Below are 25,612 nucleotides of genomic sequence, written 5' to 3' on the forward strand. Positions count from 1 at the left end.
CGGATGACTGACGAAACACCTCCGAAAAAAGTAAAGCCTGCCCGCCGCCGGCAAGGACCCCGCCGAAGTGAAGCTTCGCGCATCGCAATCCTTGAAGCGACGCGTGATGAACTTGTCCGCTCGGGCTGGCGCAAATTCAGCGTCGACAGTGTTGCGCGCACGGCCCACGCCTCCAAGCAGACGATTTACCGCTGGTGGCCAGCAACCGGCAGCATGTGCGTCGAAGCCGCAATCGCCCTTCTCCCTGGCGTTCCGACCCAGACCAGCACCGATGCCGTCGAGCGCGTAGCCGCGCTACTTTATCCTTTTGAAACCTGCACACGTGCCGGAAATGGCCACGCGGTCCTTCGCGGCGCGCTCATGGCGGCCGCAGACGAGAAAACGGCCGGGGAAAGCTGGCGCAACTGGATGAAGTCGAATGTGCGCGCGCCGCTCCGTCTGATCCTGGCAGAGGTCGCCGCCAAACAGACCATCCGCCGCGACTATGATATCGACGAAGCGGTGAACCTGCTGATCTCGCCGGTCTGGCACAATCTGATTGTGATGCGCGCGCCGCTCAGGGATGGGTTCGCGAAAGAACAGGCCGCGCGGCTGATTAAGCTGCTCGCCCCCTGATCTCTCAGGCCTTGGCGCCGCGTTTTCCGCCGCCATAGACTGGATCGCTCAACGCGCTTGCCTCATCAAGCGGCCAGCGTGGGCGGGCCGAAAAACTCATTGCATTATCCATCACCAACCCGGCGGCCAGATGTTCTGCGCCCGCCAGCGCGATCATGGCCGCATTGTCAGTGCAGTGACGAAGCGGCGGGGCTAGCAGGCTGGCGCCCTGTTCGCGCGCGACCCTATCAAGCTCTGTGCGAATGGCCGTGTTCGCAGCGACGCCACCAGCAACCACCAACCGTTTGGCGCCCGTCGCTTCAAAGCCCGCGAGCGCCCGCGCCGCGCGCCGCGACAGACAATCGGCAATCGCTGCCTGGTAACTCGCACAGAGATCTCGCTTGTCGGTTTCTGAAAGCTCGTTCTGCTCAATGATACGAGCCGCGGCTGTTTTCAGCCCTGCAAAACTCATATCCAGACCGTCCCGGTCCATGAGTGGGCGCGGCAGCTTGTAGCGTGCCGGGTCTCCACCTTCGGCGGTCTTCTCAACCGCCGGGCCGCCCGGGAATCCAAGGCCCAGTAGCTTTGCAAGCTTGTCGAATGCCTCACCGGCCGCATCATCTATTGTCGTGCCGAGCCGCTTGTATTCGCCAAGCCCCCGCACCTCGATGAACTGGCAGTGACCGCCAGAGACCAGCAGCAGGAGATATGGGAACGGGCAGTCCTCAGCCAGGCGCGGTGAGAGCGCATGACCTTCCAGGTGGTTCACTGGAATGAAAGGCTTCTGGGCCGCAAAGGCGAGCGCCTTGCCGGTCATCATGCCAACCATGACCCCGCCGATGAGGCCGGGACCCGAGGTCGCCGCAACCGCGTCCAGCTCATCGAGCCTCAGTCCGCTATCCTTGAGCGCCTTTTCCACGATCTGGTCGGTGATGTCGGCATGCGCCCGCGCCGCGATCTCTGGCACCACGCCGCCATAGGGCGCGTGCGCCTCGACCTGAGAGCGCACGGTTTCGGACAGGATCGTCGCCCGACCATTTTCAAGGCGCAGCACAGCCGCTGCTGTCTCGTCGCAGCTTGTCTCAATCCCAAGAACAGTGTGGCAGGTCATGGCCTTCATCTAGGGCCCGTGACCCGAAAGCGGAAGCCGCCCGCCTCAGTCTTCAAAGAGCGCGCGCTGCAGCGAGTAGATCCATTCCTCGCGCTCAAGATTATACGCCTTGAACGTCGTCGCATAATCCCAGTAGCACCAGCCAAATCTGCGATCCTCCGCGGCCTTTCGCATGGCCCGCGTCCAGACGGCACGCTGGTCGAGCGGCACATCTTCATAGACGCCAAACTCTCCAAGGAACATCGGATGGCCCTGATCGCTCGCAAATTGCGCGGCGCGATCTGCACTCGCATTCAACGCGCTATAGTCCGATGTCGCTCCCCAGCGGGTGCCGGTTGGCGGGGGCGGATCGGCAAAGAACGCGCCTTGGTGGGTAAAGTCATAGGGCTCGTAGCTGTGAAAGGTCAGGACAATCCGGTCATCCTCAGGCGGCTGGCTTTCGAGCAGCGCATGAAGCCCGCCCCAACCCGCGCTCCCGACAATGACCCAACGGTCTGGATGGTCTTCGCGCACGATTGAAAGAAGCGCCTCGTTCACGGCATCGGTGCGCGCCACCGTCATCTGGTCATGCGGCTCATTGATAAGTTCGAGGATCAGGCTGTCGGGCGCGCCGGCAAATGCCGCCGATATCTGCTCCCACATCGCCAGAAGGCGGTCATAGTGGGCGTCCGGGTCGGCCATCAGCGCGTTATAGTGATGCAGGTCCACGATGATCTGGAGGCCCGCCGCATCAGCCTGTGCCACGATTTCCTGCACGCGCTCGATCAAGGCCGGATCAATCGTATAGGGCGGCGCGTCCATCGCATGCACGCTCCAGCGCACAGGCAGACGCACCGTGTCGTACCCGGCTTCCTTGATGCGCGCCATATCCTCTGCGCGAACGGTATAGCCCCAATCGCCCTCATTCGGCGCTTCCAGCGCCCCGCCAAGGTTCATGCAGCGGGCAATCGGCGAGGCCGGAACGCGCACATCTTCTCGTGGAGAGGCCGACGAATTTGGCTCACTGCAGCCCGCAAGTGTAAGAATAAGGACGAAACTGAGAGCTCGGAGCATAATCGGGGGGATCCTGTAATGGCATCTACGCGCGCGATCCGCGCACGTATCGTGCCAGCGTCCGCTACTTACCCTTGCCTTGCTTGCATGTCCTAGAAACTATAGCAGGCAGTCGATCACAATTCGGAGACAACATGCCCGCTGGCCAGGCCCCAAAAATCAAGCTGAGAATAGGCACCCGTGGATCACCGCTTGCACTGGTACAGGCCAGACAGGTTGGCGCTGATCTGGAACGGCTGAGCAACGGCGATGTCGCCTGCGAGATCGTCACCTTCACGACAGGCGGCGACAAGCTGACCACGCAGCGTCTGATAAATGCGGGCGGCAAGGGCCTCTTCACGCGGGAAATTGATCAGGCCGTCGATGAGGGTCGCTGCGACCTTGCCGTACACAGCCTGAAAGACGTGCCCGGCGCCATTCCAGACGGCCAGGCGCTGCTTGCATTCCCCGCCCGCGAAGACCCGCGCGACGGCTTTATTTCGCTAACCGGGCTCAAGGGCCCACGACACCTCCCGGACGGCGCGACGGTCGGCACGGCAAGCCTTCGGCGCGAATCCCAAACCCTCGCCATGCGGCCTGACCTCAATATCGTGACCTTCCGCGGAAATGTGCAGACGCGGCTGAAAAAGCTCGAAGACGGTCTGGCAGATGCCACTTATCTCGCCATGTCCGGCCTTGAGCGTCTTGAAATGACACATGTCGCTGTCCCGGTTCCGATCACCGAAATGATTCCCGCCGCGGGCCAGGGCATCATCACCGTGGCCGCGCGACCGGGTGAGCTTGATCCGGACATCGTGGACCTCATCACGCGGCTCAATCATCAGGAAACGCGACTTGCGGCGATTGCAGAGCGCGCCTTTCTTGTGGAGCTCGACGGCTCCTGCCGCACGGCCATGGGCGGGCACGCACGGCGGAACGGCGGCAAATGGCTCTTTGATGGTGAAGTTCTCGAACCTGATGGATCACAGCGCTGGATGCAGTCCGGCGAAGCAGGCGGCGATGCATCGCCCGAAGAGCTCGCCGCGCTGGGTCGCGGCATAGGTGAGCGGATCAGGGAGGCAGCGGGCGGCGACCTGCCTGCCTTCGAAGATGACTAGCCCAAAAATCATCGTCACGCGCAGCCAGCCCGGCGCCGACCAGACCCTCCGGGCCCTTAAAGACCGCCAGCTTGAGGCTGTTCTCTCTCCGGCCCTTACCCTTTCAAGAAGCGACGCCGCGGTGCCCGACCTCTCCCGCTATGGGGGCATTGTCTTTACCAGCGCGAACGGCGTTCGCTTCCTCTCGGACGAAACAGACGCGCGCGACCTGCCAGCCTGGTGCGTCGGGCCAGCGACCGCGTCGGCGGCATTACTCGAAGGCTATAGCCCCGTGCACCAGTCGTCCGGCGACGGCAGCGACCTTTCGCACTACATCGCCCACCACTGGCCTTCGGGCACCGACAGGCGCCTCCTTCATGTCGCCAACGCCGCGGCGCGCGGCAACGTCAAGACAGCCCTTGAGGCCGAAGGGTTTGAAGTCGATTTCCTGCCCCTCTATGAAGCCAGTACCGCCCCCGCTCTGGCCAATGCGGCGTACCGGCTGATCAGCACGGGAGACCCCTCCCTCGTGCTGGTGCATTCGGCCAAAGGTGCACGCGCTTTCTTGGATCTCTGCGATGGGCTGGACCTAAGCGCGCTCTCATACGTTGCGATTTCGGAACAGGCGGCGGGGCCGCTCCGTGAGGACGGACAAAAAAACATCGCAATCGCCCCTCATCCAGATGAAGCGCATCTTCTGGAGACGCTGGATGATCTCCTTTCCCGCATTTGAGTGCGGTAAATTCGCAGCGCATCTGGACCGCGCGGCCCGCAGTCGACAGGATATGAAGCTAAATGAGTGACCCCGAGACCCCTTCCACAGACCCGATCGATGCGGAGTTCGAGCCGGCCGAGGATGGCAATGGACAGCATGACTCGTCTGGAACGACAGTTCGCCCCGTCAAAAATCACGGTCCCGGCTGGCTGTCGCTTCTGTTCGTGATGCTCATTTCGTTCGGGGCCCTCGGTCTCTCGCTCTGGTCATCCGGACTGCTTGAGAAAGGCCTGAAGCCGAACGAGACCGATACCGGCCTTGCTGCCATGTCCGACCAGCAAAGCGCGCTCGCAGAGCGTCTCGATACGCTGGAAGGTGAGATCGCTGATATTTCTGATGCGTTGGAGACGGCGCAATCTGACATCGCGTCGCTCGAAACGTCTGCGTCGCGTCAGCCTGAACCCCAGGAAGGCCCGACCCCGGCGGCGATCGAGTCTCGTATTACAGACCTTGAAACACAGCTCGCGAATCAGCCTGAGCCAGCACCTTCTGTAGATCCCCAGCGCATTGCTGAACTGGAAGCGGCCATTCAGGCCGCAGGGGATCAGGACGCGCCGACCTCGGCCGAGCTCGCAAGACTTCGCCAGCAAGTGACAGGCCTGCAGTCAGAGATCGCCCAGCTTTCTAATACCCAGTCGACGCTCAGCGAAAATTTGAGTTCAGCCAGCACACAGGCCGAAACGGCTGGTCGGCAAGCCCTGAAAGCGTCGCAAACGGCACTGGCCATCGCTTCCATCGAAAACGCTATCGCGGCAGGTGGTCCTTTTGAGGCCCCTGCGCGCCGGCTGGCAGCGCTCCTTCCGTCGAATCAAAACGCCGAGCGGCTGGCGGCGCTTTCCTCGCGGCCCGTCCCGGGTCTCGATCGTCTGGAACGTGACTTCCTCGCCTTGCGGGACACAGCGCTCGACCTCGACAGCCAGGCGTCGGGTGAACCAGGCTGGGTCGACAGCGTCTTTGGCGACTTTGTCTCTGTGCGGCGTGGCAACAGGGATAGCGCCGTCCCGGCAACGCTGAACACCGCAACCACTTCACTTGAGCGCGGCAACCTCGAAGAGGCCGTCGCCGCCGTCGACAGCCTGCCGGACACAAGCCGCAGTGTTTATGACGCCTGGCTCGCAGACGCCCGGCGGCGCATTCAGGCTGTTCAGGCCATCGGCGCATTGCGCCTCGAATTCATCGAACAAACTCCTTAGATAAGGTCTCCATGATCGTCCTCTTTCTCGTCATCTGTCTCGTCGTACTCGCCGGTCTCGCCGTCCTCTGGGCGTCGCGCTTCTCCGGTAATGTCGTGATCACGCTTGGTCCCGACACGATCAGCGTTGATCTCGTTGTCGCCATCCTGGGCGTCATCCTGCTTGGCGCGATTATGGCGATCGTCTGGGCCGGGCTGGCGGGGCTTATCAAGCTACCGAAACGCTTCACTCGTGCGCGCAGGAATTCCCGCACCCGCAACGCCAACAAGTCGCTCGCCGACGGTCTTCTGGCTGCAGAAGCAGGCGATGTCAGCGCCGCGCGCAAACATGCAAGCCGCGCGGCCCAGCACGCCGAAGATGATCGCCTGAAACTGCTGCTTGAGGCGCGCACCGCCGAGATCACGCACGACTGGTCTGGCGCCGAACGTGCCTGGGGCTCGCTCGCCCGGCTGCCGGGCGGACAGCTTGCAGGCCTCCGCGGCGCGGCAAGCGCTGCCAATGAGCGCGGTGACACGATCGCCGCCGAAGCCCGCGCCCGCGAAGCTCTCGAGCTCAAGAGCGACGCTGACTGGCCCTTCAATTCCCTGTTCGACAGTCAGATCGCCCGTGGCCACTGGCAGGACGCCCTTGATACGCTTGCAACGGGTGAGAAACGCAGCCTGATTTCCGGTGACAGCCTGCGCCGCCGCCGCGCGGTTCTCTATACAGCGCTCGCGACCAGCATGCCGAACGCCGAACGCCGCGATGCGCAGAAACTTCTCGCCGACGCCATCCGGGCGGCCGCTACCTTCCCGCCAGCGGCCTATCACGGCGCCCGCCAACTGAAATTTGAAAGCAAGACGAAGGCCGCTCAGGGCGTTCTGGAACTTGGCTGGCGTGCAAATCCACACCCTGCGCTTGCCCATCTCTGCCGCCGGCTAGACCCACACGACACACCGAAAGCGCAGGTCACACGGCTTGAAGCGCTGATCGCCACCAATCCTGACGCCCGCGAAAGCCGTATCCTCAAGGCCGAAGTCGCGATGGCCGAACGCGACTGGATCGCCGCCATCCGTGAAGTCGCCATGCTAGTCGAGGAACGCCCGACGGCGAGACTTTGCCTTCTGCTCGAACAGGCACTGCGCGGATATGGTGACAGTAGCGAAGCCGACCGCTGGGGCCGTATGGCGATCACCGCCTCGCGAGAGGCCGAATGGTCCGACATCGACCCGAACGGACAGGCTTTCGATTATTCCCGCCGCGACTGGGCGCGTCTTGTCTACTCATTCGGTGACGCAGGCACGCTCATCCATCCGCGCTACGAATCCTATGGACGGGACCTCGAGGCAGGCCGGCATATTGCCCTCCCTGCCCCGCTCGCCGGGGTCCAGACAAGCGGCAACGCGGCGCAGAAAGCCCTGCCACCAGCAAGTGAGCCGCCAAAGGCTGTCACCGAACCTCCGGCTGATTATGTCCGCGACGGGAGCTATGACGACTAGCGACTGAAGCCGCCGCCGGCATTTCTGATATGCCCGCTTGCCGAAAACAGCACTTGGCGCTATGGAGGCGCCTTCCAAAGGATAGCCGCCTTAGCTCAGCTGGTAGAGCATCGCATTCGTAATGCGGGGGTCAGGTGTTCAAGTCACCTAGGCGGCACCATTCAAATCCGATTTGCGGCGCAAAATTTTTGGTCCAGTGGACCAAAAATAGGTTTTGAATGCTCCGGCAGGAGCCTTCTGGGCACCGTGGCGAAATTCCAGCATCTGGCAGATCAGTCAGCTTCACCCCAAGGGATAATCCGCCACAGGCTCATAGACGCTTTTCTTGCCGGGCCGGGAAATGCTTTCAAACAGATGAAACCGGTCCGCGGTCCATGGGCCCGCGCGCAGCACCTGCCAGCGCTCTGACCACGCCATGGCGGCCTGAAGTGGCGAATTGTTCAAATAGGCGAGCGTGATGTGGGGCTTGAAGGGTTTTGCGTCCGGCTCAATGCCGAGACGGTCGGCGGTCCGGCGGCACTCTCTGGCCAACACATCCAGCTCAGGCGTCCGCTTCACGGTCGCAAAGACCGATGATGGCTCTTTCCGGCCAAACCAGCCGACGCCTTCAATGCTGAGGTCGAACTGCGGCGCCTCGATCTCTCCGATCGCGATATCAAGCTCGGCGGCGACCGGTTCGATCATGTCGCCGAAAAAGCCGAGCGTCACATGAAAATGCGACCGGTCGCGCCAGCGCGCACCCTCAAGCCCGGTCATCAGGGGCTCCAGCCGGTCGGCGATATCATCCGGCACGGGCAAGCCAGCAAACAGTCTGATCATGCGCCTACATGACAAGCAAAAAGCCCGGCCATCAAGACCGGGCTTCCTGTTATGTCAGCGGCACCGGATGTCTCAGCGTATCAGCTGGCAAGATCATCCAGCTTTCCGAAGTGCTCGGCCAGCAGATAGTAGAAGGTGACGCGGGACTTGTTGCTGCCTTCCGGCTTCAGCTTCTCGCAGATCTTGCCGATCGCGGCATCGATCTCACCATTCTTTTCTTTCAGGCTGAGCTTGTTGCGGCAGAATTTCTCGCGAACCCGCTGCAGCTCCTGCTCATCGGAACAGGAAACGAGCGACGAATCCCTGTTGCGCAGCGCAATGCCGAGATGGCCGACAATCTTCTCTGCGGCCTTCTGATTATACCCTTTTGCGTATTTCTTTATATTGTCAGCATACGCCGATGCGTCGGCCATATGGCGATCCCCCATGCCTTATGAATGTGTGTCCCGTCTGTCCCCGGACAGAAAAACATGGTGCCGCTAGCCTCTGCGAAAGTCAAACCTGTTGAAAGGGGCGAGACGGCGTCGCGGATAGAGAGGCAACGAGGATCTCCAACTGTGCGCGCCCGTCCGGTTTTCCTTGAACTGGAGGGGTATTTCACACATATTATCGGTAATCGGCATGACGATCATGCCGGCCTTTCGAAAGAGGGATAAATGAACGATTTCAACTCATCTGTCGCCCGTGGCAGGACTATGGATGCCAGCCTGGATCAGGGCCTTCGGTCCTTCATGCTTGGCGTCTATCAGAAACTGACCCTCGGCATCGCGCTTTCTGGCGTGCTCGCCTTTGCGGCTGGCACGTGGGACCCGCTCACTGCACTCATCTTCGGCACGCCGCTCTACTACGTTGTGGCGTTCGCGCCGATCGCGCTGATCTTTGGCTCCATGTTCTTCATGAAGAACCCTTCGCCAACCGGGTCGGCGATCCTGTACTGGGCCATCGTGACGTTCATTGGCCTTGGCATGGGCGTTTATTTCTACATGGCCGAAGCGAACATTTCGACCACGACCGCAGGCGGAATCTCGCAGTCGCTCAACTATATGACGATCGCGAAGGCCTTCCTGATCACGGCGTCTGCCTTTGGTGCGCTAACGCTCTGGGGGTACTCGACAAAACGAGACCTCTCTGCCATCGGCAGCTTTGCCATCATGGCGATCTGGGCCCTGTTCGCTGTATCGGTCGTCTACATGGTCCTGCCAATGCTCGGCATTCTGGAGCCATCTTCCGGCATGGAATGGCTGATCTCTGGTGGCTTCGCCCTGCTCTCGGCCGTGCTCGTGGCATGGCAGACCCAGCAGTTGAAGGAAGGCTACTATCAGCTTGCAGGCGACCAGCGCGGCATGGCCGTGATGACCAACTGGGGCGCACTGAACTTCTTTATCATGTTCGTGAACATGTTCCGGTTCGTCCTGATGTTCCTGTCCTCGCGAGAATAGACCATCACGGACCTACACAATTCAGAGCCCCGGGAGCAGCCGCTTCCGGGGCTTTTTCTTGACTCTTCCCTGTAGACGATGACACCTTGGAACAGATCATGAACCAATGGGAGGTGGGCGGAAGATGGCCTATGATCCTCAGAACCCTTGCGCGAGCGATATCTGCCGCGGTGTCCTGCGCCTCTTCAGTGCGATGAACCTCGCCGGGGTGACTGAGATGACCCTCGCCAATTCCCGACGCGCCGACATTGCAGCCATAGGGCCAAAGGGCGAAATCGTCATCGTGGAGATCAAGAGCTCGGTCGCCGACTTTCGCTCCGACGGAAAATGGCCGGACTACCGGCCCTTCTGCGACCGGTTCTATTTCGCGGTCAGTCACGGCTTTCCCAAAGACCTGATCCCGCCAGAGACGGGGCTTATCGTGGCCGACGGGTTTGGCGGCGCCGTATTGCGAGAGCCTGAAACGACGCCCCTTGCCGGGGCGCGCCGCAAGGCCATGACGCTGCGTTTTGCCCGTCTGGCCGCAGCCCGTTCAACCCAATATGCGCACCAGCCCTACACGCCTGAAACGGTGGAATAGATCGCCATTGCCAGGAGAAGCGCGCCACGATGGACGTCCTTCGAGCACATGTCTGAGACAGAGCTCCGTCCTTATCCTCTGCGGCGCGCAAAAGGCTTCCGACCGCTTGCCATTGCAAGTCAGGCTGGACGCCCGCACGCAGAATGCCTAGCTGACAGGCTATGAGCCTCGCCTATCCCCTCGCCCTTTCCGCAGAAGACGCCCTGAACGGCGCGGGCGAAGCGGCGCGCACGCGCTATGAAGCCGAAACGCTGGCAGGCGACACGCCCATTCTTTCACTTGAGACCGAATGGCTTAAGCCGGATGCGGCGACGGTCGAGGCCGTGATAAAGCAGGCCGAATCCGGAGAGGCAAAGGGCTTCATACAGATTTACGAAGATGCCGACGGACAGCCCGTCCTGGCGGTGACCTACTGGAAGCTGAAGCACACACCAGCCGAGAAGGTGGCCAAACCGCCCGAGAAAACTGAGGTGGTTGAGCCTCAGCCCGTCCCGAAGGAAAAGAAGCCCGCCACAGAGGCAGATCATACCGACGATCTCTATTTCCGGCATGGCCGCACCAAGCGCGCCCGCAAGCGGCAACAGTCAGACCCGCGCCAGATGGACCTGTTCATCAGCCCCGATCAGCGCGGCTATGAACACAAGGATCCGAACAACCCGAACACGATGCTCACCGACGAAGAAGGCGACGGCACGACGTTCGGGGGATAGGTCGGCGGATGCCGCTCAGCTCAGATGAACAGAGTTGCAGGGACGCCGAATAAAGGGGTCCATCACAGCTGGATGGATTTGCGCTTTATCATGCTGACTGGAAGGTCAGCGCCACGCCATTATTGCAGTAGCGCAGGCCTGTTGGCTGTGGGCCATCTTCGAAGACATGGCCCTGATGGCCAAGGCAACGGGCGCAATGATACTCGGTGCGCGTCATGAAGAGCGTATTGTCTTCCTTGAAGCCGAGGCTGCCATCGATGTAGTTCCAGAAGCTCGGCCAGCCGGTGCCGCTGTCATATTTCCATTCGGACTTGAACAGCGGCAGGTCGCAGCCCTTGCAGTTGAAGGTGCCTTCGCGGCTTTCCCTGTTGAGCGGCGATGTGCCCGCACGCTCGGTGTCTTCCTTGCGCAGGACGTCGAACGCATCAGGGGAAAGGCGCTCACGCCACTCGGCTTCGGTGATATTCCGCCAGTCGGTATCGGCGTATTGAGCCTCTCCGCCGCTTTTGGTCTCGGCAGAGCTGCGAGCATTAGTGCAGGCAGCAAGCAAGCCGCCGGCCACTGTTCCAAGCAGCAGGCGACGACGCGAGAATGCAGTGTTTGTCTGTGTCATATCCCCGATATGGTGGCCTCTGCGCGCCTGACCACTCACAAATGCGTGTGGAAAAGGTGAGGCGACAGCACCGATTGCCTGCAGCAGAGGGTCGCCATCGCCGCGCACAGCCTATAGAAGTCCGCCTCGGAATTAACTGAACTTGCGGAGCCGGCCATGGACGACGGAAAGCTGACGGATGCGGCGCGCGAAAAGCTGCGCCTGACAGTCGAGCGTATCGAACGCCTCGATGAAGAAAAAAAAGAGGTCGCCGACCAGATCAAGGATGTCTACGCCGAGGCCAAGGCCATGGGCTATGACACCAAGGCGCTTCGCCAGGTCGTGCGTCTGCGCAAGCAGGACCGTCAGGAACGCGAAGAGCAGGAAGCTATTCTCGAAACCTACCTGATCGCTCTCGGCGAGGTCTAAGCCCCGCTGCCTTTCCAGTGCTCCGGCCTCGGGCCCAGCCCGATGGCCCGCGCAGGCAGCCGCCTCAACAAGGGCACGGCGTTCAGCAGCTTCACAGCCAGCGGAACGCCCGGTTTCCCCGTCCGCCTGATCGCTGGCAGGATAACTCTCTCGTGCGCGAACACCTGCACGGACTGCGTGATGCAGGCGGGCCATTCACGCCGCGTCTGCACTTTTTCCAGTATCCGGCGCGGCACGCGGCCGCTCTTCAGATGCGGTGCCAGGATCTGCGCGGCCGCGATGGCATCCTGTAGCGCCAGATTTATCCCCACCCCGCCAACCGGCGACATGGCGTGGGCCGCATCACCGATCGCCAGCAACCCATCACGCCACCAGGTCTCAAGCCGGCTGACCTGAACGTCCAGTCGCTTGATGTCGTCAAAGCTCTCCAGCGCACCTGCGGCCGTCTCGAAACCCGGCGCGATCTCGGTAATCTTCTGCTTCATCGCGTCGATCCCCGCTTCTTTCAGGGCCGCTTCGCCGCCCTTCTCGATCACGAACGCGCATTGCCAATAGCTGCCGCGGTTGATCGTCACCAGAAAGCCGCCGGGCCCGATATGGCCGAGCGATTCATCTCCTGCCTGGGTTTCATCGCGCGGCAGCGAAAACCAGAGAACATCGATTGGCGCGCCCTTGTCGATCAGTTTGAGCGCCGCTGCATCGCGCAGGGTTGAACCGCGCCCATCGCACGCAACCGTCAGACCGGCGCGGATCCGGATCTCCTCACCGCCTGTCTCTGCACGAACGCCGGTAATGACACCGTCCCGGCCAAGCAGCCGGTCGGCGCGCGTTGACATCATAAGCCGGAAATTCGGCAACGCTTTCGCTTCATCGGCAAGGAAATCCAGAAACTCCCATTGCGGCATGAAGGCGACGTATCTCGCCGCCACCGGGAGATGACGGAAATCGACAATCCGATAGTGCCTGTCATTGATATTGAGGCCAATCTGCTCGGTCTTCTCATGCGGTCGGGCCAGGAAGCGCTCAAGCAGACCCAGCTCGTGCAAAACCTGCATCGTTGATGGATGCACCGTGTCGCCGCGAAAATCGCGAAGGAAGTCTTGGTGCTTTTCCAGCACGATGACGTCCACGCCCTGGCGCGCCAGCAGATAGCCGAGCATCATGCCGGCAGGGCCGCCGCCAGCGATACAGCAATCTGTTTCAAGGTTCTGCATAAAGGCCGACCGCTTCAGTTTGGCATTCTGCGCAAAGGCACCTAATCTCACACACAGACATGTCACGCGAAATCGACGAAAGAAAGAAGCGCAAGGCCCTGCGCAAAATCCGCAAGGCCGCAGAACTCGCCGAGCGCGGCGAGGGCCCGCCCCTGTCCGACTGGGAGCGGGAGTTTCTCGAAGAGGTCGAAGAGCGGATCGAGACCTATGGCTCAGCCTTTGCGGACCCCGAAAAAGGCAATCTCGACGACCCGATGTCAGCGCTGCAATCGCAGAAGCTGAAAGAGATCGGCAAGAAAGCGCGCGGCAAGGAGACCGGCTTCAAGACACGCAAACCGATCGGCTGGAAAAAGAAGGAAGGCTTCACGCCGCGTGTGCGCCAGCTCGATGAGGATGTCGCCGAGAAGCCCGCGCCGCAGCCTGAAACGAAGCCGCCGCCTCCCTTCAGCGTGATACGCGGCAGCGACCTTGGTGCGCCTCGCCCCAAGCGCGCCCCCGGCCGGAAGCCGCCTGCAAAGTCAGCAGCTCAGTCAAAGCAACCCGGCTCAGAGCCAGCGCCTCCCCCCGCTGCGAAACGCCCCACTGGCAGACCCGCTTTCCGCGTCATTCAGGGCGGCAAGGATGACGCCTGACCAGCAGGCGGCCTGGGACCGGTTTCAGGCGGACACGGCAGACGCCCGCCGCCCTTATGACATCTTCGCCTTCGGAGACGGACCGGAGCTTGCGGAGGAATTGCTGGCGCTGGTGCTTGCGGGAACAAAGCAGGCGACGGCCAGCCGGTTGAACCTCTACAAGACACTCGGCATGCGCCCGCCTGCGCCCGGCGACCTTTCGCTCGTCCTCGACGCAGCAGATCGGCCTGCCTGTGTCATCGAGACAATCCGCGTAGACATCGCCCCGTTTTCTGCTGCGACCGAAGAATTCGCTTATGTCGAAGGCGAAGGCGACCGTTCTCTCGCTTACTGGCAGGAGGTGCACCTCACCTACTTTCACCGCGAGTGTGCGAGAGAAGGCAGTTTCTTTTCAGAGGATGAGCCCATCGTCTTCGAGCGCTTCCGGCTTATCTGGACCTCTGACAAGCAATAGCTGGCCACCCATTGGCCGCTGATGGAGCACAGGAATGAAAACCGTCGTCATCACAGGCGCCTCAACCGGCATCGGCCGCGCTGCCGCAGAGCATCTGGCCGCGCAGGGCTGGAAAGTCTTCGCAGGCGTCCGCAAACAGGAAGACGCCGACGCGCTGAAGAAGGCAGACCCGCGGATCGAGCCGCTGATGCTGGATGTGACCAAGCGCGAAGATGTTGATGCGGCTGTCGAGACGGTGTCGAAAGCTTTGAACGGGGCAAAGCTTGCTGGCCTCGTCAACAATGCAGGCATCGCCAGCATGGGCCCGCTCGCCCTCCAGCCCGCCGATGAGTTCCAGTCCCACTTTGAGGTCAACGTCTTTGGCACCCTGAACGCGACGCAGGCCTTCCTGCCGCTACTTGGCATGGATCAGAACCGCACGGGCGACCCCGGCCGTATCGTCAACATAACCTCGCTGGGCGGACGCATCGCGGCGCCCTTCCTTGGCGCCTACACGGCCACCAAGCACGCGGTCGAAAGCATGACCGACAGCTTCCGGCGCGAACTCATCATCTATGGCATCGATGCGATCGCCATCGGCCCTGGCTCTGTGAAGACGCCGATCTGGGACAAGGCCGAGGACAAGAATGAGAACCAGCCCTACGCCAACTCGGCCTGGGCCAAACCGATCGAGAAGTTCGCCGAAACGATGATGAAAGGCGGGCGCGAAGGCCTGCCCCCTGAAAGGATCGCCGAAGTTATCGAGACCGCACTCACCGATTCCAGCCCGAAAGCCCGTTATGCGCCGGTCCCCAACAAGTTCACCAACTGGACTATACCGACCCACATCCCGAAGCGCTGGCTCGACAGCATCTTCGCCAGCCGGTTCGGGATGAAAAAGCCAGACTAGCGTCGCCCAACCTGACCGCGCGTCAGCATTTCCAGACCCCGCCAGCCCGCCTAACCTCCTCCGCAGATAACACGCAGGAGGAGAGAGCGATGGCAGATCTGGTAACGCGCAAGGATGACGATGGCCTTTGCTGGCTGACGTTCAACCGGCCGGACAAGCTGAACTCGCTGACCGTCGGCATGTTTCGCGAACTGCGGGGCCATGTCAGCGATCTCCACAAGGATGAGAGCATCGGCTGCGTCATCCTGAAAGGCGCAGGCAAATGCTTCTCGGCCGGGCATGACCTTGGCGACATCGCTGAAGGCGAAGCGGTCCCGTCGCGCGGCTGGCATTCGGAAACCCTCCGCCTGATGGAAAAGCTGCCAAAGCCTGTCATCGCCGCCGTGCACAGCCATTGCTATACCGGCGCGCTCGAAGTTGCGCTGGCCGCTGATTTCATCCTCGCCGCTCAGTCTGCCAAATTCGCGGACACGCACGCAAAATGGGCGCTCACCCCGATCTGGGGCATGAGCCAGCGCCTGCCGCGCCGCGTCGGCATCGCGACAGCGAAACGCCTCATGTTCACCGCGGAGACCGTCAAAGCCGACGAGGCCTTGCGCATTGGCCTCTGCGAAGCTGTCTTCCCTGATGAGAGCTTCGACGCTGATCTCGAAGCCTTCGCGCGTCAGATCCTCTCAAACTCGCCTTTCAGTCATGCCGCCAACAAGCGTCTCCTGGAGGCAACCGATGCCGACAAGATGGATGCCGGCCTGCAATGGGAAATCCTGGAGAATGAAGGCGTCGGCCCTGACATGCAGGCGCGTATCGGCGCCTTCATGAAGAAATAGCCGCTCAGATCAGCCAGAGCAGCACGCCGAGGATCAAGGTTCCGGCCCCGAAGAGGAAGGCGATCGTGCCGAACTGGATGTGCGACAAGGGCTCGGCGGTGTGGGCGTCCATCCGGCGGACAAGGCTGCAGGACTTGCGATAGGCGAGGTAGAAGACCGCCACAGCAATCAGGATAAAGACGCTCGCCCCCGCCTTGGCCATCCATGTCGGTTCGACCGCGCGGAAGATCGCCTGGAAGCCGAGGCCAAGCGCCGCCGACGCGACCCCGGTGCGTATCCAGCCGGCAAAGGTGCGCTCATTGGCGAGGATGGTGCGATCCTCGGCATAGTCGGTACGCTCTTCAGCCAGTTCCTGCTTGCTCGGCATCCTTAAACAACCAGCTCTGGCCCGAATGGTTTCAGCCGCGCGGATGGGCGCTGGCGTGAACGGCCCGCAGCCGCTCTGAATCAACGCCAGTATAGACCTGCGTCGTAGACAGGCTGGCATGCCCCAGAAGCGTCTGGATCGCGCGCAGATCAGCGCCGGCCGACAGAAGATGCGTTGCAAAGGCGTGGCGCAGCGCATGCGGCGTCGCGGTTTCCGGCAGGCCAAGCGCGCCGCGTAGCACCTGCACCCCCCGCTGCACGATCGCAGGCTGAAGCCGTTTACCGCGTACGCCATAGAAGAGCGGCGTCTCTGACGTCAGCCGATAAGGGCACAGCCGTGCATACTCATTGATCGCCTGGCGCACAGCCGGGATGAGCGGCACCAGCCTTATCTTACCGCCCTTCCCAAGCACCCGCAGCCGCTCTTGCGCAGGCGCCTGATCGCCATTGAGACCCAGCGCCTCTGATATCCGGAGCCCGCCGCCATAGAGCAGTGTCAGCACCGCCGCATCGCGCGCCGCCACCCAAGGCTCTTCTGCGGTCGCCTCAGCCGTCTCGATCATGTCGCGCGCCGCTGCCACTGACACAGGGCGCGGCAAGCGTGACTGGCGCTTGGGACCTTTCAGGAAGGCGATCTCCGGATTGTCGATGCCATGATGGTCGTCCAGCCAGTGAAAGAATGTCTTGATCGCCGAGAGCACCCGCGCAACCGACGTATCCGACAGGCCCTCGCGGCGCCGTTTCGCCAGAAAGGCGCGGATGTCGCTCGCATGCAGGTGCCTGAACGCCTTGATCGCGACCGGCTCTCCCAGATGATCATCCAGAAAGCCGAAAAAGCTCCGAAGGTCGTGGCCATAGGCCTCGACCGTATTGTCTGCGAGACGCCGCTCACGGGAAACATGGTCGAGAAAGGCTGAGAGGATTTCCATACGCCCGAGTGTCTGCAGCAGAGATTAAGGGGGGATTTATGGTGAAGGCCCCACCCCGACCCTCCCCAGAGGGGAGGGAGCGATAGTCGCAAGTTTGGCATGAAATTTTCAACGGGCGACGCGGCGTCCCCCTCCCCATTGGGGAGGGTCGGGGTGGGGCTTGGTAGTTCAAAGGCTGAACCCCACAGGTGACGGAATCACCTGCGCGCTCTAAACCCTCCCCCATAGATGAAACTCGCCAGCATCCTCTTCCCGCTGCCTCTGCCAGAACCGTTTGATTATGAGGTCCCAGCCGGCCTCGATGTCGAACCTGGCAGCTATGTGCGCGCGCCGCTCGGCAAGATTGAGCGCACCGGCGTTGTCTGGGCCGTGAAAGACAAGGCAGAGGACGATGCGCGCGCCCTCAAACCGCTGATCGACGTCTTCCCGGTTCCGCCCATGCCGGCGCCGATGCGCAATTTCATCACCTTTGCGGCCCGCTACAATGTCGCCCATCCGGGGCATGTGCTTGCCATGGTGCTGCGCGCCCGCGGCGGGCTGAAACCATCGCCGACCGCGACCGTCTACGAACCGACCGGCCACCGCTCCAACCGCATGACCGAGGCGCGCATCAAAGTGCTCGACGCCGCGCGGGACGTCGGCCCGACAAGCGCGGCAGAGCTTGCGCGGCAGGCGGGTGTCTCTGCCGGCGTCGTCAAAGGCCTCGTCGAGATCGGCGCGCTGGAAGCCCGCGAGGTCGCGACAGACCTCCCCTACTCCCAGCCGAGCCGCTTTGCAGTGGGCGACCACCTCACCGGCGAACAGGCCGAGGCAGGCGAGGAGCTTCGCCGATCCATTGCCAAAGGCGGCTTCCAACCCTTCCTGCTCGACGGCATTACAGGGTCGGGCAAGACAGAAGTTTATTTCGAAGCCATCGCCGAGGCACTGCAGAAGGCGGGCGATGCGCAGGTTCTCGTCTTGCTCCCAGAGATCGCGCTGACACAGGCCGTCCTGTCGCGCTTTGAGTCCCGCTTCGGCGCGCCGCCTGCGCCCTGGCACTCAGGCTTAAGCGATGCAGAGCGCCGCCGCACATGGCGCGAGACCGCCCATGGCCGCGCTCGCATCGTCATCGGCGCGCGCTCAGCGCTCTTCCTGCCTTTCAGGAACCTCAAACTCATTATCGTCGATGAGGAACACGACACCTCCTTCAAACAGGAAGACGGCGTCACCTATCATGCCCGCGACATGGCCGTGATGCGCGCCAAGCTGGAAGACGCCGCCATCATCCTCGCCTCGGCGACGCCTGCGCTCGAAACCATGGTGAATGCCGAAGCGGGTCGGTATCAGCGCCTCAAACTTTCGGCCCGGCCCGGCGCCGCCCGCCTGCCGGATATCGAGCTTGTCGACCTTCGCCTCGATCCGCCGGAAAAAGGCAACTGGCTTTCGCCAACGCTTTCGAACGCGCTTGTGTCGACGCTCGAAGCTGGCGAGCAGAGCCTTCTTTTTCTAAACCGGCGCGGCTACGCCCCGCTCGTCATCTGCAAGGCGTGCGGTGAGCGGCTGAAAAGCCCCGGCACCGAAAGCTGGCTGACAGAGCACCGCTACACCAATCGCCTCGTCTGCCACCTGACCGGCTGGTCGATGCCAAAGCCCGAAGCCTGCCCGATGTGCGGGGCAAAGGATTCGCTGATGGGCGTCGGCCCCGGCGTTGAACGCGTCGCCGAGGAAGTCCGCGTCCTGCTGCCACAGGCCCGCGTCGAGATCTTTTCCTCTGACACCGCCCGCTCTGGCGAGGAAACGCGCGGCATCGTCGACCGCATGGCCGCCGGAGAGATCGACGTCCTTATCGGCACGCAAATTGTCGCAAAGGGCCACAATTTCCCGAACCTCACCCTTGTTGGCGTCGTCGATGCCGACAGCGGCATGAAAGGCGGGGATTTGCGCGCAGGCGAACGCACATATCAGCTGCTGAGCCAGGTCGCAGGCCGTGCCGGCCGCGCCGAACGCCCCGGCCGCGCGCTGATCCAGACCTACGGCCCCGACAATCCCGCCATGATGGCGCTGGCTGCAGGCGACCGCGACGGCTTCCTGCAGATCGAGCGGGATGTCCGCGCCGAGCTTATGTTGCCGCCCTTCGGCCGCATGGCCGCGCTGGTTCTCTCGGCCCCGACACCAGAGCTCATCAAGGAAGCAGGCCAGCTCACGGGCGCCGCTGCGCCAAACGGCGAAGGCGTGACCGTTTACGGCCCCGCCCCTGCCCCGATCTCAATGCTGCGCGGTCGCCACCGCATCCGTTTTCTCGTCACCAGTCCAAGAGAGGTTGACCTCTCCGCTTACATGTCCGCCTGGCTTCGGGCCCTGAAGCTGCCAAACCCTGTAAGAATTTCAGCTGATATCGATCCGTATTCCTTCCTCTAGGCGGCTCGCGTGCCAATCGGTCGCAATTCAACCGCTGCAGCCAAGTTGTCAGTGCCGAAACGAAGTGCTAAGCGCCCTCTCAAGCATCGGGCTGGGGCTTCGCCTTTCAGCCCATAATCTTATGTTTCACTCCCGGGCATTCGCCCGCCAACAGACGGAATCAGGTCTTGGCCGCATCTTCCGCCTCCCATGCTAATGAAACTGCGCGCCGCTATGCGAGCGCCCTGTTTGACCTCGCCAATGACAAAGGTGAGCTTGCCACGGTCGACGCCGACCTGAAGAGCTTCACCGCGATGGCTGCAGACAGCGAAGACCTCACACGTCTTATGGAATCGCCTGCTTTCTCCCGCGAAGAGAAGGCAAAGGCGCTTCAGTCCGTGGCAAAAGCCGCAAAGCTATCCACGCTTTTCGTAAACTTTGTCGCGACGATGGCCACGAATGGCCGCGCCAGCGACATTTCGGGCGCTGCGAGCCATTTCGATGAGCTTTACGCAGATCATCGCGGCGTGAAACGCGCCCTCGCCCGGACCGCCGAAGAAATGACCGCGCAGCAGCGCCAGAAGCTTGAAGAAATACTGGCAAAGGCTGTAGGCAGCGACGTTGAACTAGAGACAGAAGTGGTTCCTGCCCTCATCGGTGGGATTCAGCTGCGTGTCGGCTCCACTCTTGTCGACGCGAGCGTCGCCTCGAAACTTGAACGTATGAACACCGCCATGAAGGGAGCTTAGAGGCTCGATGGACATCAGCGCTGCAGAAATTTCAGGCATCCTGAAATCCCAGATCGAAAACTTTGGTGTCGAGGCTGAGGTCTCCGACGTTGGACAGGTTCTGTCCGTCGGTGACGGTATCGCCCGCGTCTATGGACTCGATAACGTACAAGCCGGTGAAACCGTCGAATTCGACGGCGGCGTAAAGGGCATGGCCCTCAACCTTGAAGCTGACAATGTCGGCGTCGTGATTTTCGGCGATGACCGGGGCATCAAGGAAGGCGACAATGTAAAGCGCCTCAACGAGATCGTTGCCGCACCCGTCGGCAAAGGCCTTCTCGGCCGCGTCGTGAACCCGCTGGGTGAGCCGATCGACGGCAAGGGTCCGATCGAGAACATTGCTTCGCGTAACCGAGTTGACGTGAAAGCGCCGGGCATCCTGCCGCGTAAATCCGTCCACGAGCCGATGATGACTGGCCTCAAGGCCATTGATGCCATGATCCCGGTTGGCCGCGGCCAGCGTGAGCTGATCATTGGTGACCGTCAGACCGGCAAGACCGCGATCTGTATCGACACCATCCTCAATCAGAAGCAGACCAATGAAGCGGCCAAGGAAGACAGCGAGAAGCTGTTCTGCGTCTATGTCGCCATCGGCCAGAAACGCTCCACGGTTGCCCAGGTCGTCAAGACGCTCGAAGAGCGCGGCGCCCTCGACTACACTGTGATCGTGTCGGCAACGGCATCCGAGCCAGCTCCGCTTCAGTATCTTGCACCGTTTACCGGCTGCACGATCGGCGAGTGGTTCCGTGACAACGGCATGCACGCCCTCATCATCTATGATGATCTTTCCAAGCAGGCTGTTGCCTATCGTCAGATGTCGCTGCTTCTGCGTCGTCCGCCAGGCCGCGAAGCCTATCCGGGCGATGTCTTCTACCTCCACTCGCGCCTGCTCGAACGCGCCGCCAAGCTGAACGAGGATCATGGATCCGGTTCGCTGACGGCCCTGCCGATCATTGAAACCCAGGCGAACGACGTGTCGGCCTACATTCCGACGAACGTCATCTCGATTACTGACGGTCAGATCTTCCTTGAGACCGACCTCTTCAACTCCGGTATCCGTCCGGCCGTGAACGTTGGCCTCTCGGTGTCGCGTGTGGGCTCTGCAGCCCAGACCAAGGCGATGAAGAAAGTTGCCGGTTCGATGAAGGGTGAGCTTGCCCAGTACCGCGAGATGGCCGCCTTTGCGAAGTTCGGCTCCGACCTCGACGCTGCGACCCAACGCCTTCTCGGCCGCGGTGAGCGCCTGACCGAGCTCCTCAAGCAGCCGCAATTCTCGCCGCTGCAGATGGAAGAGCAGGTCGTCGTGATCTATGCCGGTACCCGCGGCTATCTCGACAATGTGCCGACGCGCGATGTCACCCGCTTCGAAAAGGAGCTTCTTGCCCACCTGCGCGGTGCCAAGAAGGACCTGCTCGCCAAGATCCGCAAGGAAAAGGCGCTGACCGACGAGATCGAACCCGAAATCAAGTCGACCCTCAGCGACTTCGCCAAGTCATTCGCCTAAGTCGCCACGCTATCAGGAGCTGAGCAATGCCCAGCCTCAAGGATCTGAAAAACCGGATCAGCAGCGTGAAATCCACGCGAAAGATCACGAAGGCCATGCAGATGGTCGCTGCTGCCAAGCTGAAGCGGGCACAGGACGCTGCTGCTGCGTCGCGTCCCTATGCCCAGCGCATGGCCAGCGTCGTCGCGAACCTGGCCGGCTCGATGGGCGAGGGCACAAGTGGCCCGAAACTCCTCTCTGGCACAGGCAGCGACCAGACCCATCTGATCGTCGTCCTGACCTCCGAGCGGGGTCTGGCTGGCGGCTTCAACACCTATGTGGTCAAGGAAGCCCGCCGCCTGATTGCTGAGCTTTCGGGCGCCGGTAAGACCGTGAAGATCCTCACCGTTGGCAAAAAAGGCCGAGAACAGCTGAAGCGCGGCTTCAGCGAGCTTTTCGTCGGCCACCTCGACCTCTCAGAGGTCAAGGGCAATGACTATTCGGAGGCCGGCATCGGTCTCGGCAAGGATATCACGGGCCGCTTCGAAGCCGGTGAGTTCGATGTTGCGACACTCGTCTACAGCCAGTTCGAAAACGTGCTGACCCAGACGCCCGTCGCCCAGCAGCTCATCCCGGCGCAGGCCCCGGCCGATGCGGAAACCATCGACCTCAAGGGCGCGACCTATATCTATGAGCCGTCTCAGGAAGAAATTCTCGAAACGCTTCTGCCCCGCTACATTAACACCCAGATCATTTCCGCCATGCTGGAAAGCGGCGCAGGTGAACAGGCGGCCCGTATGACCGCCATGGACAATGCGACCCGCAACGCCGGTGACATGATCGACGACCTGTCGATGCAGTATAACCGGGCCCGCCAGGCTCAGATCACCAAGGAGCTGATCGAAATCATCTCCGGTGCAGAGGCCCTCTAGAGGACACGAAGATGAATTTCTGGGTCTACGAACATTTTTCAAACAAGCGCGCCCGGGTTCACGCGGCCGACTGCCGCTATTGCAATCACGGCCAGGGCGTTGGCGGCGACCAGTCCAATGACGACGACAAATGGCATGGTCCCTACAAGACCTATGCCGAGGCCGAAACCAAGGCGACAAGCCTTGGCCAGAAGGACACCCGCGACTGCGGCGTCTGCAAGCCTTCACAGGCAAGCGAACGGCGCGGCATCAAGGTGTCCGATGTTGCCCCGGCGATCGCCGCGGCTTCCCGCAAGGATTCTGCCCCTGAGCCGGCGGCACCCCAAAAGCCAGCTTCCAAGCCCAAAACGACACCCGCTCCCAAGGAGACGCCTTCCATGAGCAGCTCTGCATCCGCCGCAACAGGCAAGATTTCACAGATTATCGGCGCCGTTGTCGACGTTGAATTCACCGGCACGCTTCCAGACATTCTGAACGCGCTGGAAACCGACAATAACGGCAACCGCCTCGTTCTTGAGGTCGCCCAGCACCTCGGCGAGAATACGGTCCGCACGATCGCAATGGACTCCACCGAAGGCCTCGTTCGCGGCCACCCGGTCACAGACCTCGGCATGCCGATCATGGTGCCTGTCGGCCCAGAGACCCTTGGCCGCATCATGAACGTCATCGGTGAGCCGATCGATGAGCGCGGTCCGGTCAGCACCAAGCAGCGCATGCCAATCCACGCGCCGGCCCCGGAATTCGTCGATCAGTCGACCGAGTCTGAAATCCTCGTCACCGGTATCAAGGTCATCGACCTTCTCTGCCCTTACGCAAAAGGCGGCAAGATCGGCCTCTTCGGCGGCGCAGGTGTCGGCAAGACGGTTCTCATTCAGGAACTGATCAACAACATCGCGAAACTCTTCGGCGGCTATTCGGTGTTCGCAGGCGTCGGTGAGCGGACCCGTGAGGGTAACGATCTCTATTACGAGATGATCGACTCCAAAGTCATCAACCTCGACGGCGACAGCCGCGTGACGCTGGTCTACGGCCAGATGAACGAGCCTCCAGGCGCGCGTGCCCGTGTCGCTCTGACCGGCCTCGCACAGGCCGAGTACTTCCGCGATCAGGAAGGCAAGGACGTTCTGTTCTTCGTAGATAACATCTTCCGCTTTACCCAGGCCGGCTCCGAAGTGTCCGCCCTGCTCGGCCGTATTCCATCGGCTGTGGGCTATCAGCCGACGCTGGCCACCGAAATGGGCCAGCTTCAGGAGCGGATTACCTCGACCAATAAAGGCTCGATCACCTCGATCCAGGCCGTGTACGTGCCTGCAGATGACTTGACCGACCCGGCCCCGGCCACGTCCTTCGCCCACCTTGATGCGACGACAACGCTGAACCGGTCGATCGCCGAAAAAGGCATCTACCCGGCCGTTGACCCGCTCGACTCCTCCTCGCGTATTCTCGACCCGATCATTGTCGGCGACGAGCACTACCAGGTTGCCCGCGGCGTGCAGGAAATCCTGCAGCGCTACAAGGAACTTCAGGACATCATTGCCATTCTCGGCATGGATGAGCTTTCCGAAGAAGACAAACTGGTCGTTGCTCGTGCCCGTAAGGTCGAGCGCTTCCTGTCCCAGCCATTTGATGTGGCCGAAGTCTTCACCGGCAGCCCAGGCGAGCAGGTGAAACTTGAAGACACGATCAAGGGCTTCAAGGACCTTATCGCCGGTGAATACGATCACCTCCCAGAGCAGGCCTTCTACATGGTCGGCAACATGGATCAGGCGATCAAGAAAGCCGAAAAGATGATGGAAGACGCATAGTCCTTCAGAACTTTCGATTGAAGTTTGACAGCCGCATCAGAAATGATGCGGCTGTTTTCGTTTCGAGTGGCACAACGGAGCAGGCGCGCTTTCTCGCCCGGCGAACCTGGACGTAGCGCTTTAGTCGCCAGTGAACTTCGGGTCGCGTCCTTCCAGGAACGAAGCCACACCTTCGCGGAAGTCGTCTGACTCCTGCATCAGCAAGAAACTCTCCAGGTCGCGATGGCCCGTCGCACGGGTCAACGCATGCGCCGCGACGTTCACATCCTGCTTGACCATCTTTAGTGCCGTCGGCGGCAGTTTACCCGCCTCGCCCGCCAGCGCGATTGCGCGTTTCAGGGCGTCTTTCTGAGGCGCGAGATAATCGACAAGGCCCCAGGCCTCGGCGGTCCTCGCATCCACCTTCTCACAAAGCGCTGCAAGCCGCTTGGTCCGCGCCGGTCCTACAAGCGCGACGAAGCGGGGGATCGAGCCCCAGCTCATATTCATGCCGCGCTCGACCTCCGGCACGTAGAACCGGGCCGCCTCAGACGCCACGCGCAAATCCAGCGATGCCATAAGCGCCATGCCACCGCCAATGCACCAGCCTTCAAGCGCGCAAATGGTCAGCGCATCGATCTTTTCCCATGCCTCGCAAAGGCGGGGTCCTGCACGCTGCATGATTCGGCGCTGGCTTAGAGGTATTTCTGCCGGGTCCTGCCTTTCAGGGTCTTTCAGGTCGGCGCCCATCGTGAACACGTCCGTACCGCCCGTCAGGATGACCGTGGATATCTCCGGCGCATCATGGAAACGCATCGCTGCGGCTGTAAGCTCACGCATCAGGCGCTGGGAAAGGGCATTGGCGCGGCCGCCTGTGTCGAAACTGACAATCGCGCTGCGTCCCTCTATTTTTACCGTCACCAGCTCAGCCATTCCCTTCCTCCCTGGAAAACTGTTCCCACACTGTCTAAACAGCCGCGCAGTGTGCTGCAATTTCAGCCTGTTTGGGCTTGCGACAGCAGGTCCCGGTAGACATTAGCGCCCTAATCAGTATTGGAGACCACAGCAAAGAAACTTGGAAATCTCGTT

Annotated in this window: 27 protein-coding genes and 1 tRNA gene; 19 read left to right on the top strand and 9 right to left on the bottom strand. The window is 61.6% G+C overall.

Annotated features, from left to right (window positions below; all coding sequences use genetic code 11):
- Positions 1-3 precede the first annotated feature (3 nt).
- Complete coding sequence (locus tag F550_RS0111240; protein ID WP_018148657.1) at positions 4-615, top strand: TetR/AcrR family transcriptional regulator; 612 nt, start codon at positions 4-6, stop codon at positions 613-615.
- Positions 616-619: 4 nt separating this feature from the next.
- Here the strand turns inward: F550_RS0111240 and tsaD are convergent, their stop codons facing one another.
- Together tsaD and F550_RS17660 are read right to left on the bottom strand one after the other, a co-directional pair.
- The gene (gene tsaD, locus F550_RS0111245) at positions 620-1,714 is read right to left on the bottom strand and encodes a tRNA (adenosine(37)-N6)-threonylcarbamoyltransferase complex transferase subunit TsaD (protein WP_018148658.1); all 1,095 of its coding nucleotides are present in this window, start codon (positions 1,712-1,714) and stop codon (positions 620-622) included.
- Positions 1,715-1,750: 36 nt separating this feature from the next.
- A complete protein-coding gene (locus F550_RS17660; RefSeq protein WP_083910977.1) occupies positions 1,751-2,758 on the bottom strand; it encodes a glycoside hydrolase family 5 protein in 1,008 nt (335 codons plus the stop codon).
- 134 nt (positions 2,759-2,892) lie between these two features.
- Here F550_RS17660 and hemC point away from each other — a divergent pair, with 134 nt between their 5' ends.
- The 5 genes from hemC to F550_RS0111275 all read left to right on the top strand — a co-directional run bounded on the left by hemC (position 2,893) and on the right by F550_RS0111275 (position 7,440).
- Entirely contained in the window at positions 2,893-3,855 is a 963-nt protein-coding gene (hemC, locus tag F550_RS0111255) for a hydroxymethylbilane synthase (protein ID WP_018148660.1), read from the top strand.
- A complete protein-coding gene (locus F550_RS0111260; protein WP_018148661.1) occupies positions 3,848-4,567 on the top strand; it encodes a uroporphyrinogen-III synthase in 720 nt (239 codons plus the stop codon). The genes hemC and F550_RS0111260 overlap by 8 nt, the downstream gene beginning before the upstream one ends.
- Positions 4,568-4,629: 62 nt before the next feature.
- Positions 4,630-5,802, top strand: coding sequence for a COG4223 family protein (locus F550_RS0111265; RefSeq protein ID WP_018148662.1), 1,173 nt, complete (start codon positions 4,630-4,632; stop codon positions 5,800-5,802).
- A gap of 11 nt (positions 5,803-5,813) precedes the next feature.
- Positions 5,814-7,280 carry a heme biosynthesis protein HemY gene (locus F550_RS17665; protein WP_018148663.1) on the top strand — a complete coding sequence of 489 codons (1,467 nt, stop codon included), beginning with the start codon at positions 5,814-5,816 and terminating at the stop codon, positions 7,278-7,280.
- An 84-nt stretch (positions 7,281-7,364) separates the two neighbouring features.
- A tRNA-Thr gene (locus F550_RS0111275) sits at positions 7,365-7,440 on the top strand.
- 122 nt (positions 7,441-7,562) lie between these two features.
- On the opposite strand, the gene thpR is transcribed toward F550_RS0111275, so the two are convergent.
- Both thpR and F550_RS0111285 read right to left on the bottom strand, forming a co-directional pair.
- Positions 7,563-8,099, bottom strand: a complete 537-nt coding sequence (thpR, locus tag F550_RS0111280) for an RNA 2',3'-cyclic phosphodiesterase (protein ID WP_018148664.1) — start codon at positions 8,097-8,099, stop codon at positions 7,563-7,565.
- Positions 8,100-8,179: 80 nt separating this feature from the next.
- The gene (locus F550_RS0111285) at positions 8,180-8,512 is read right to left on the bottom strand and encodes a DUF2853 family protein (protein ID WP_018148665.1); all 333 of its coding nucleotides are present in this window, start codon (positions 8,510-8,512) and stop codon (positions 8,180-8,182) included.
- 243 nt (positions 8,513-8,755) lie between these two features.
- Here F550_RS0111285 and F550_RS0111290 point away from each other — a divergent pair, with 243 nt between their 5' ends.
- From F550_RS0111290 to F550_RS0111300, 3 genes are all read left to right on the top strand, one after another.
- Entirely contained in the window at positions 8,756-9,538 is a 783-nt protein-coding gene (locus F550_RS0111290) for a Bax inhibitor-1/YccA family protein (protein WP_026180722.1), read from the top strand.
- Positions 9,539-9,662: 124 nt separating this feature from the next.
- Positions 9,663-10,118, top strand: coding sequence for an MmcB family DNA repair protein (locus tag F550_RS0111295; protein ID WP_018148667.1), 456 nt, complete (start codon positions 9,663-9,665; stop codon positions 10,116-10,118).
- Between the two features lie 161 nt (positions 10,119-10,279).
- Positions 10,280-10,828 (top strand): hypothetical protein, encoded by a 549-nt coding sequence (locus F550_RS0111300; RefSeq protein WP_018148668.1) that lies wholly within the window; start codon positions 10,280-10,282, stop codon positions 10,826-10,828.
- Positions 10,829-10,916: 88 nt separating this feature from the next.
- Here the strand turns inward: F550_RS0111300 and msrB are convergent, their stop codons facing one another.
- Positions 10,917-11,441 (bottom strand): peptide-methionine (R)-S-oxide reductase MsrB, encoded by a 525-nt coding sequence (gene msrB, locus F550_RS0111305; protein ID WP_026180723.1) that lies wholly within the window; start codon positions 11,439-11,441, stop codon positions 10,917-10,919.
- A 156-nt stretch (positions 11,442-11,597) separates the two neighbouring features.
- Here msrB and F550_RS0111310 point away from each other — a divergent pair, with 156 nt between their 5' ends.
- Positions 11,598-11,849, top strand: coding sequence for a DUF2312 domain-containing protein (locus tag F550_RS0111310; RefSeq protein WP_018148670.1), 252 nt, complete (start codon positions 11,598-11,600; stop codon positions 11,847-11,849).
- Here F550_RS0111310 and F550_RS0111315 read toward each other — a convergent pair.
- Positions 11,846-13,063: an FAD-dependent oxidoreductase gene (locus tag F550_RS0111315; RefSeq protein ID WP_018148671.1), complete on the bottom strand. Its 1,218-nt coding sequence runs from the start codon at positions 13,061-13,063 to the stop codon at positions 11,846-11,848. The genes F550_RS0111310 and F550_RS0111315 overlap by 4 nt on opposite strands.
- Before the next feature lie 59 nt (positions 13,064-13,122).
- Here F550_RS0111315 and F550_RS19340 point away from each other — a divergent pair, with 59 nt between their 5' ends.
- The 4 genes from F550_RS19340 (at position 13,123) to F550_RS0111335 (ending at position 15,865) form a co-directional block, all read left to right on the top strand.
- The gene (locus tag F550_RS19340) at positions 13,123-13,695 is read left to right on the top strand and encodes a hypothetical protein (protein WP_018148672.1); all 573 of its coding nucleotides are present in this window, start codon (positions 13,123-13,125) and stop codon (positions 13,693-13,695) included.
- Positions 13,685-14,149 carry an ASCH domain-containing protein gene (locus F550_RS0111325; protein WP_018148673.1) on the top strand — a complete coding sequence of 155 codons (465 nt, stop codon included), beginning with the start codon at positions 13,685-13,687 and terminating at the stop codon, positions 14,147-14,149. Before F550_RS19340 ends, F550_RS0111325 begins: the two co-directional genes overlap by 11 nt.
- A 34-nt stretch (positions 14,150-14,183) precedes the next feature.
- Positions 14,184-15,038, top strand: a complete 855-nt coding sequence (locus F550_RS0111330; RefSeq protein WP_018148674.1) for an SDR family oxidoreductase — start codon at positions 14,184-14,186, stop codon at positions 15,036-15,038.
- An 89-nt stretch (positions 15,039-15,127) separates the two neighbouring features.
- Positions 15,128-15,865, top strand: coding sequence for an enoyl-CoA hydratase/isomerase family protein (locus F550_RS0111335; protein WP_018148675.1), 738 nt, complete (start codon positions 15,128-15,130; stop codon positions 15,863-15,865).
- A 4-nt stretch (positions 15,866-15,869) separates the two neighbouring features.
- Here F550_RS0111335 and F550_RS0111340 read toward each other — a convergent pair whose 3' ends face one another.
- Entirely contained in the window at positions 15,870-16,232 is a 363-nt protein-coding gene (locus F550_RS0111340) for a YidH family protein (RefSeq protein WP_018148676.1), read from the bottom strand.
- 31 nt (positions 16,233-16,263) lie between these two features.
- Positions 16,264-17,160 carry a tyrosine recombinase XerC gene (locus F550_RS0111345; protein ID WP_018148677.1) on the bottom strand — a complete coding sequence of 299 codons (897 nt, stop codon included), beginning with the start codon at positions 17,158-17,160 and terminating at the stop codon, positions 16,264-16,266.
- 228 nt (positions 17,161-17,388) lie between these two features.
- Here F550_RS0111345 and F550_RS0111350 point away from each other — a divergent pair, with 228 nt between their 5' ends.
- From F550_RS0111350 to atpD, 5 genes are all read left to right on the top strand, one after another.
- Positions 17,389-19,557, top strand: a complete 2,169-nt coding sequence (locus F550_RS0111350) for a primosomal protein N' (RefSeq protein WP_018148678.1) — start codon at positions 17,389-17,391, stop codon at positions 19,555-19,557.
- Between the two features lie 167 nt (positions 19,558-19,724).
- Positions 19,725-20,285 carry an ATP synthase F1 subunit delta gene (gene atpH, locus F550_RS0111355; protein ID WP_018148679.1) on the top strand — a complete coding sequence of 187 codons (561 nt, stop codon included), beginning with the start codon at positions 19,725-19,727 and terminating at the stop codon, positions 20,283-20,285.
- Between the two features lie 7 nt (positions 20,286-20,292).
- The gene (gene atpA, locus F550_RS0111360; protein WP_018148680.1) at positions 20,293-21,828 is read left to right on the top strand and encodes a F0F1 ATP synthase subunit alpha; all 1,536 of its coding nucleotides are present in this window, start codon (positions 20,293-20,295) and stop codon (positions 21,826-21,828) included.
- Between the two features lie 26 nt (positions 21,829-21,854).
- Positions 21,855-22,739 carry a F0F1 ATP synthase subunit gamma gene (locus tag F550_RS0111365; protein WP_018148681.1) on the top strand — a complete coding sequence of 295 codons (885 nt, stop codon included), beginning with the start codon at positions 21,855-21,857 and terminating at the stop codon, positions 22,737-22,739.
- 377 nt (positions 22,740-23,116) lie between these two features.
- Positions 23,117-24,544, top strand: a complete 1,428-nt coding sequence (gene atpD, locus F550_RS0111370) for a F0F1 ATP synthase subunit beta (RefSeq protein ID WP_026180725.1) — start codon at positions 23,117-23,119, stop codon at positions 24,542-24,544.
- Between the two features lie 120 nt (positions 24,545-24,664).
- On the opposite strand, the gene F550_RS0111380 is transcribed toward atpD, so the two are convergent.
- Positions 24,665-25,456, bottom strand: coding sequence for an enoyl-CoA hydratase/isomerase family protein (locus F550_RS0111380; protein WP_018148684.1), 792 nt, complete (start codon positions 25,454-25,456; stop codon positions 24,665-24,667).
- Positions 25,457-25,612: the final 156 nt, after the last annotated feature.

Origin of the sequence: Henriciella marina DSM 19595, from assembly GCF_000376805.1 — a bacterium.
Taxonomy (GTDB): Bacteria; Pseudomonadota; Alphaproteobacteria; order Caulobacterales; family Hyphomonadaceae; genus Henriciella; species Henriciella marina.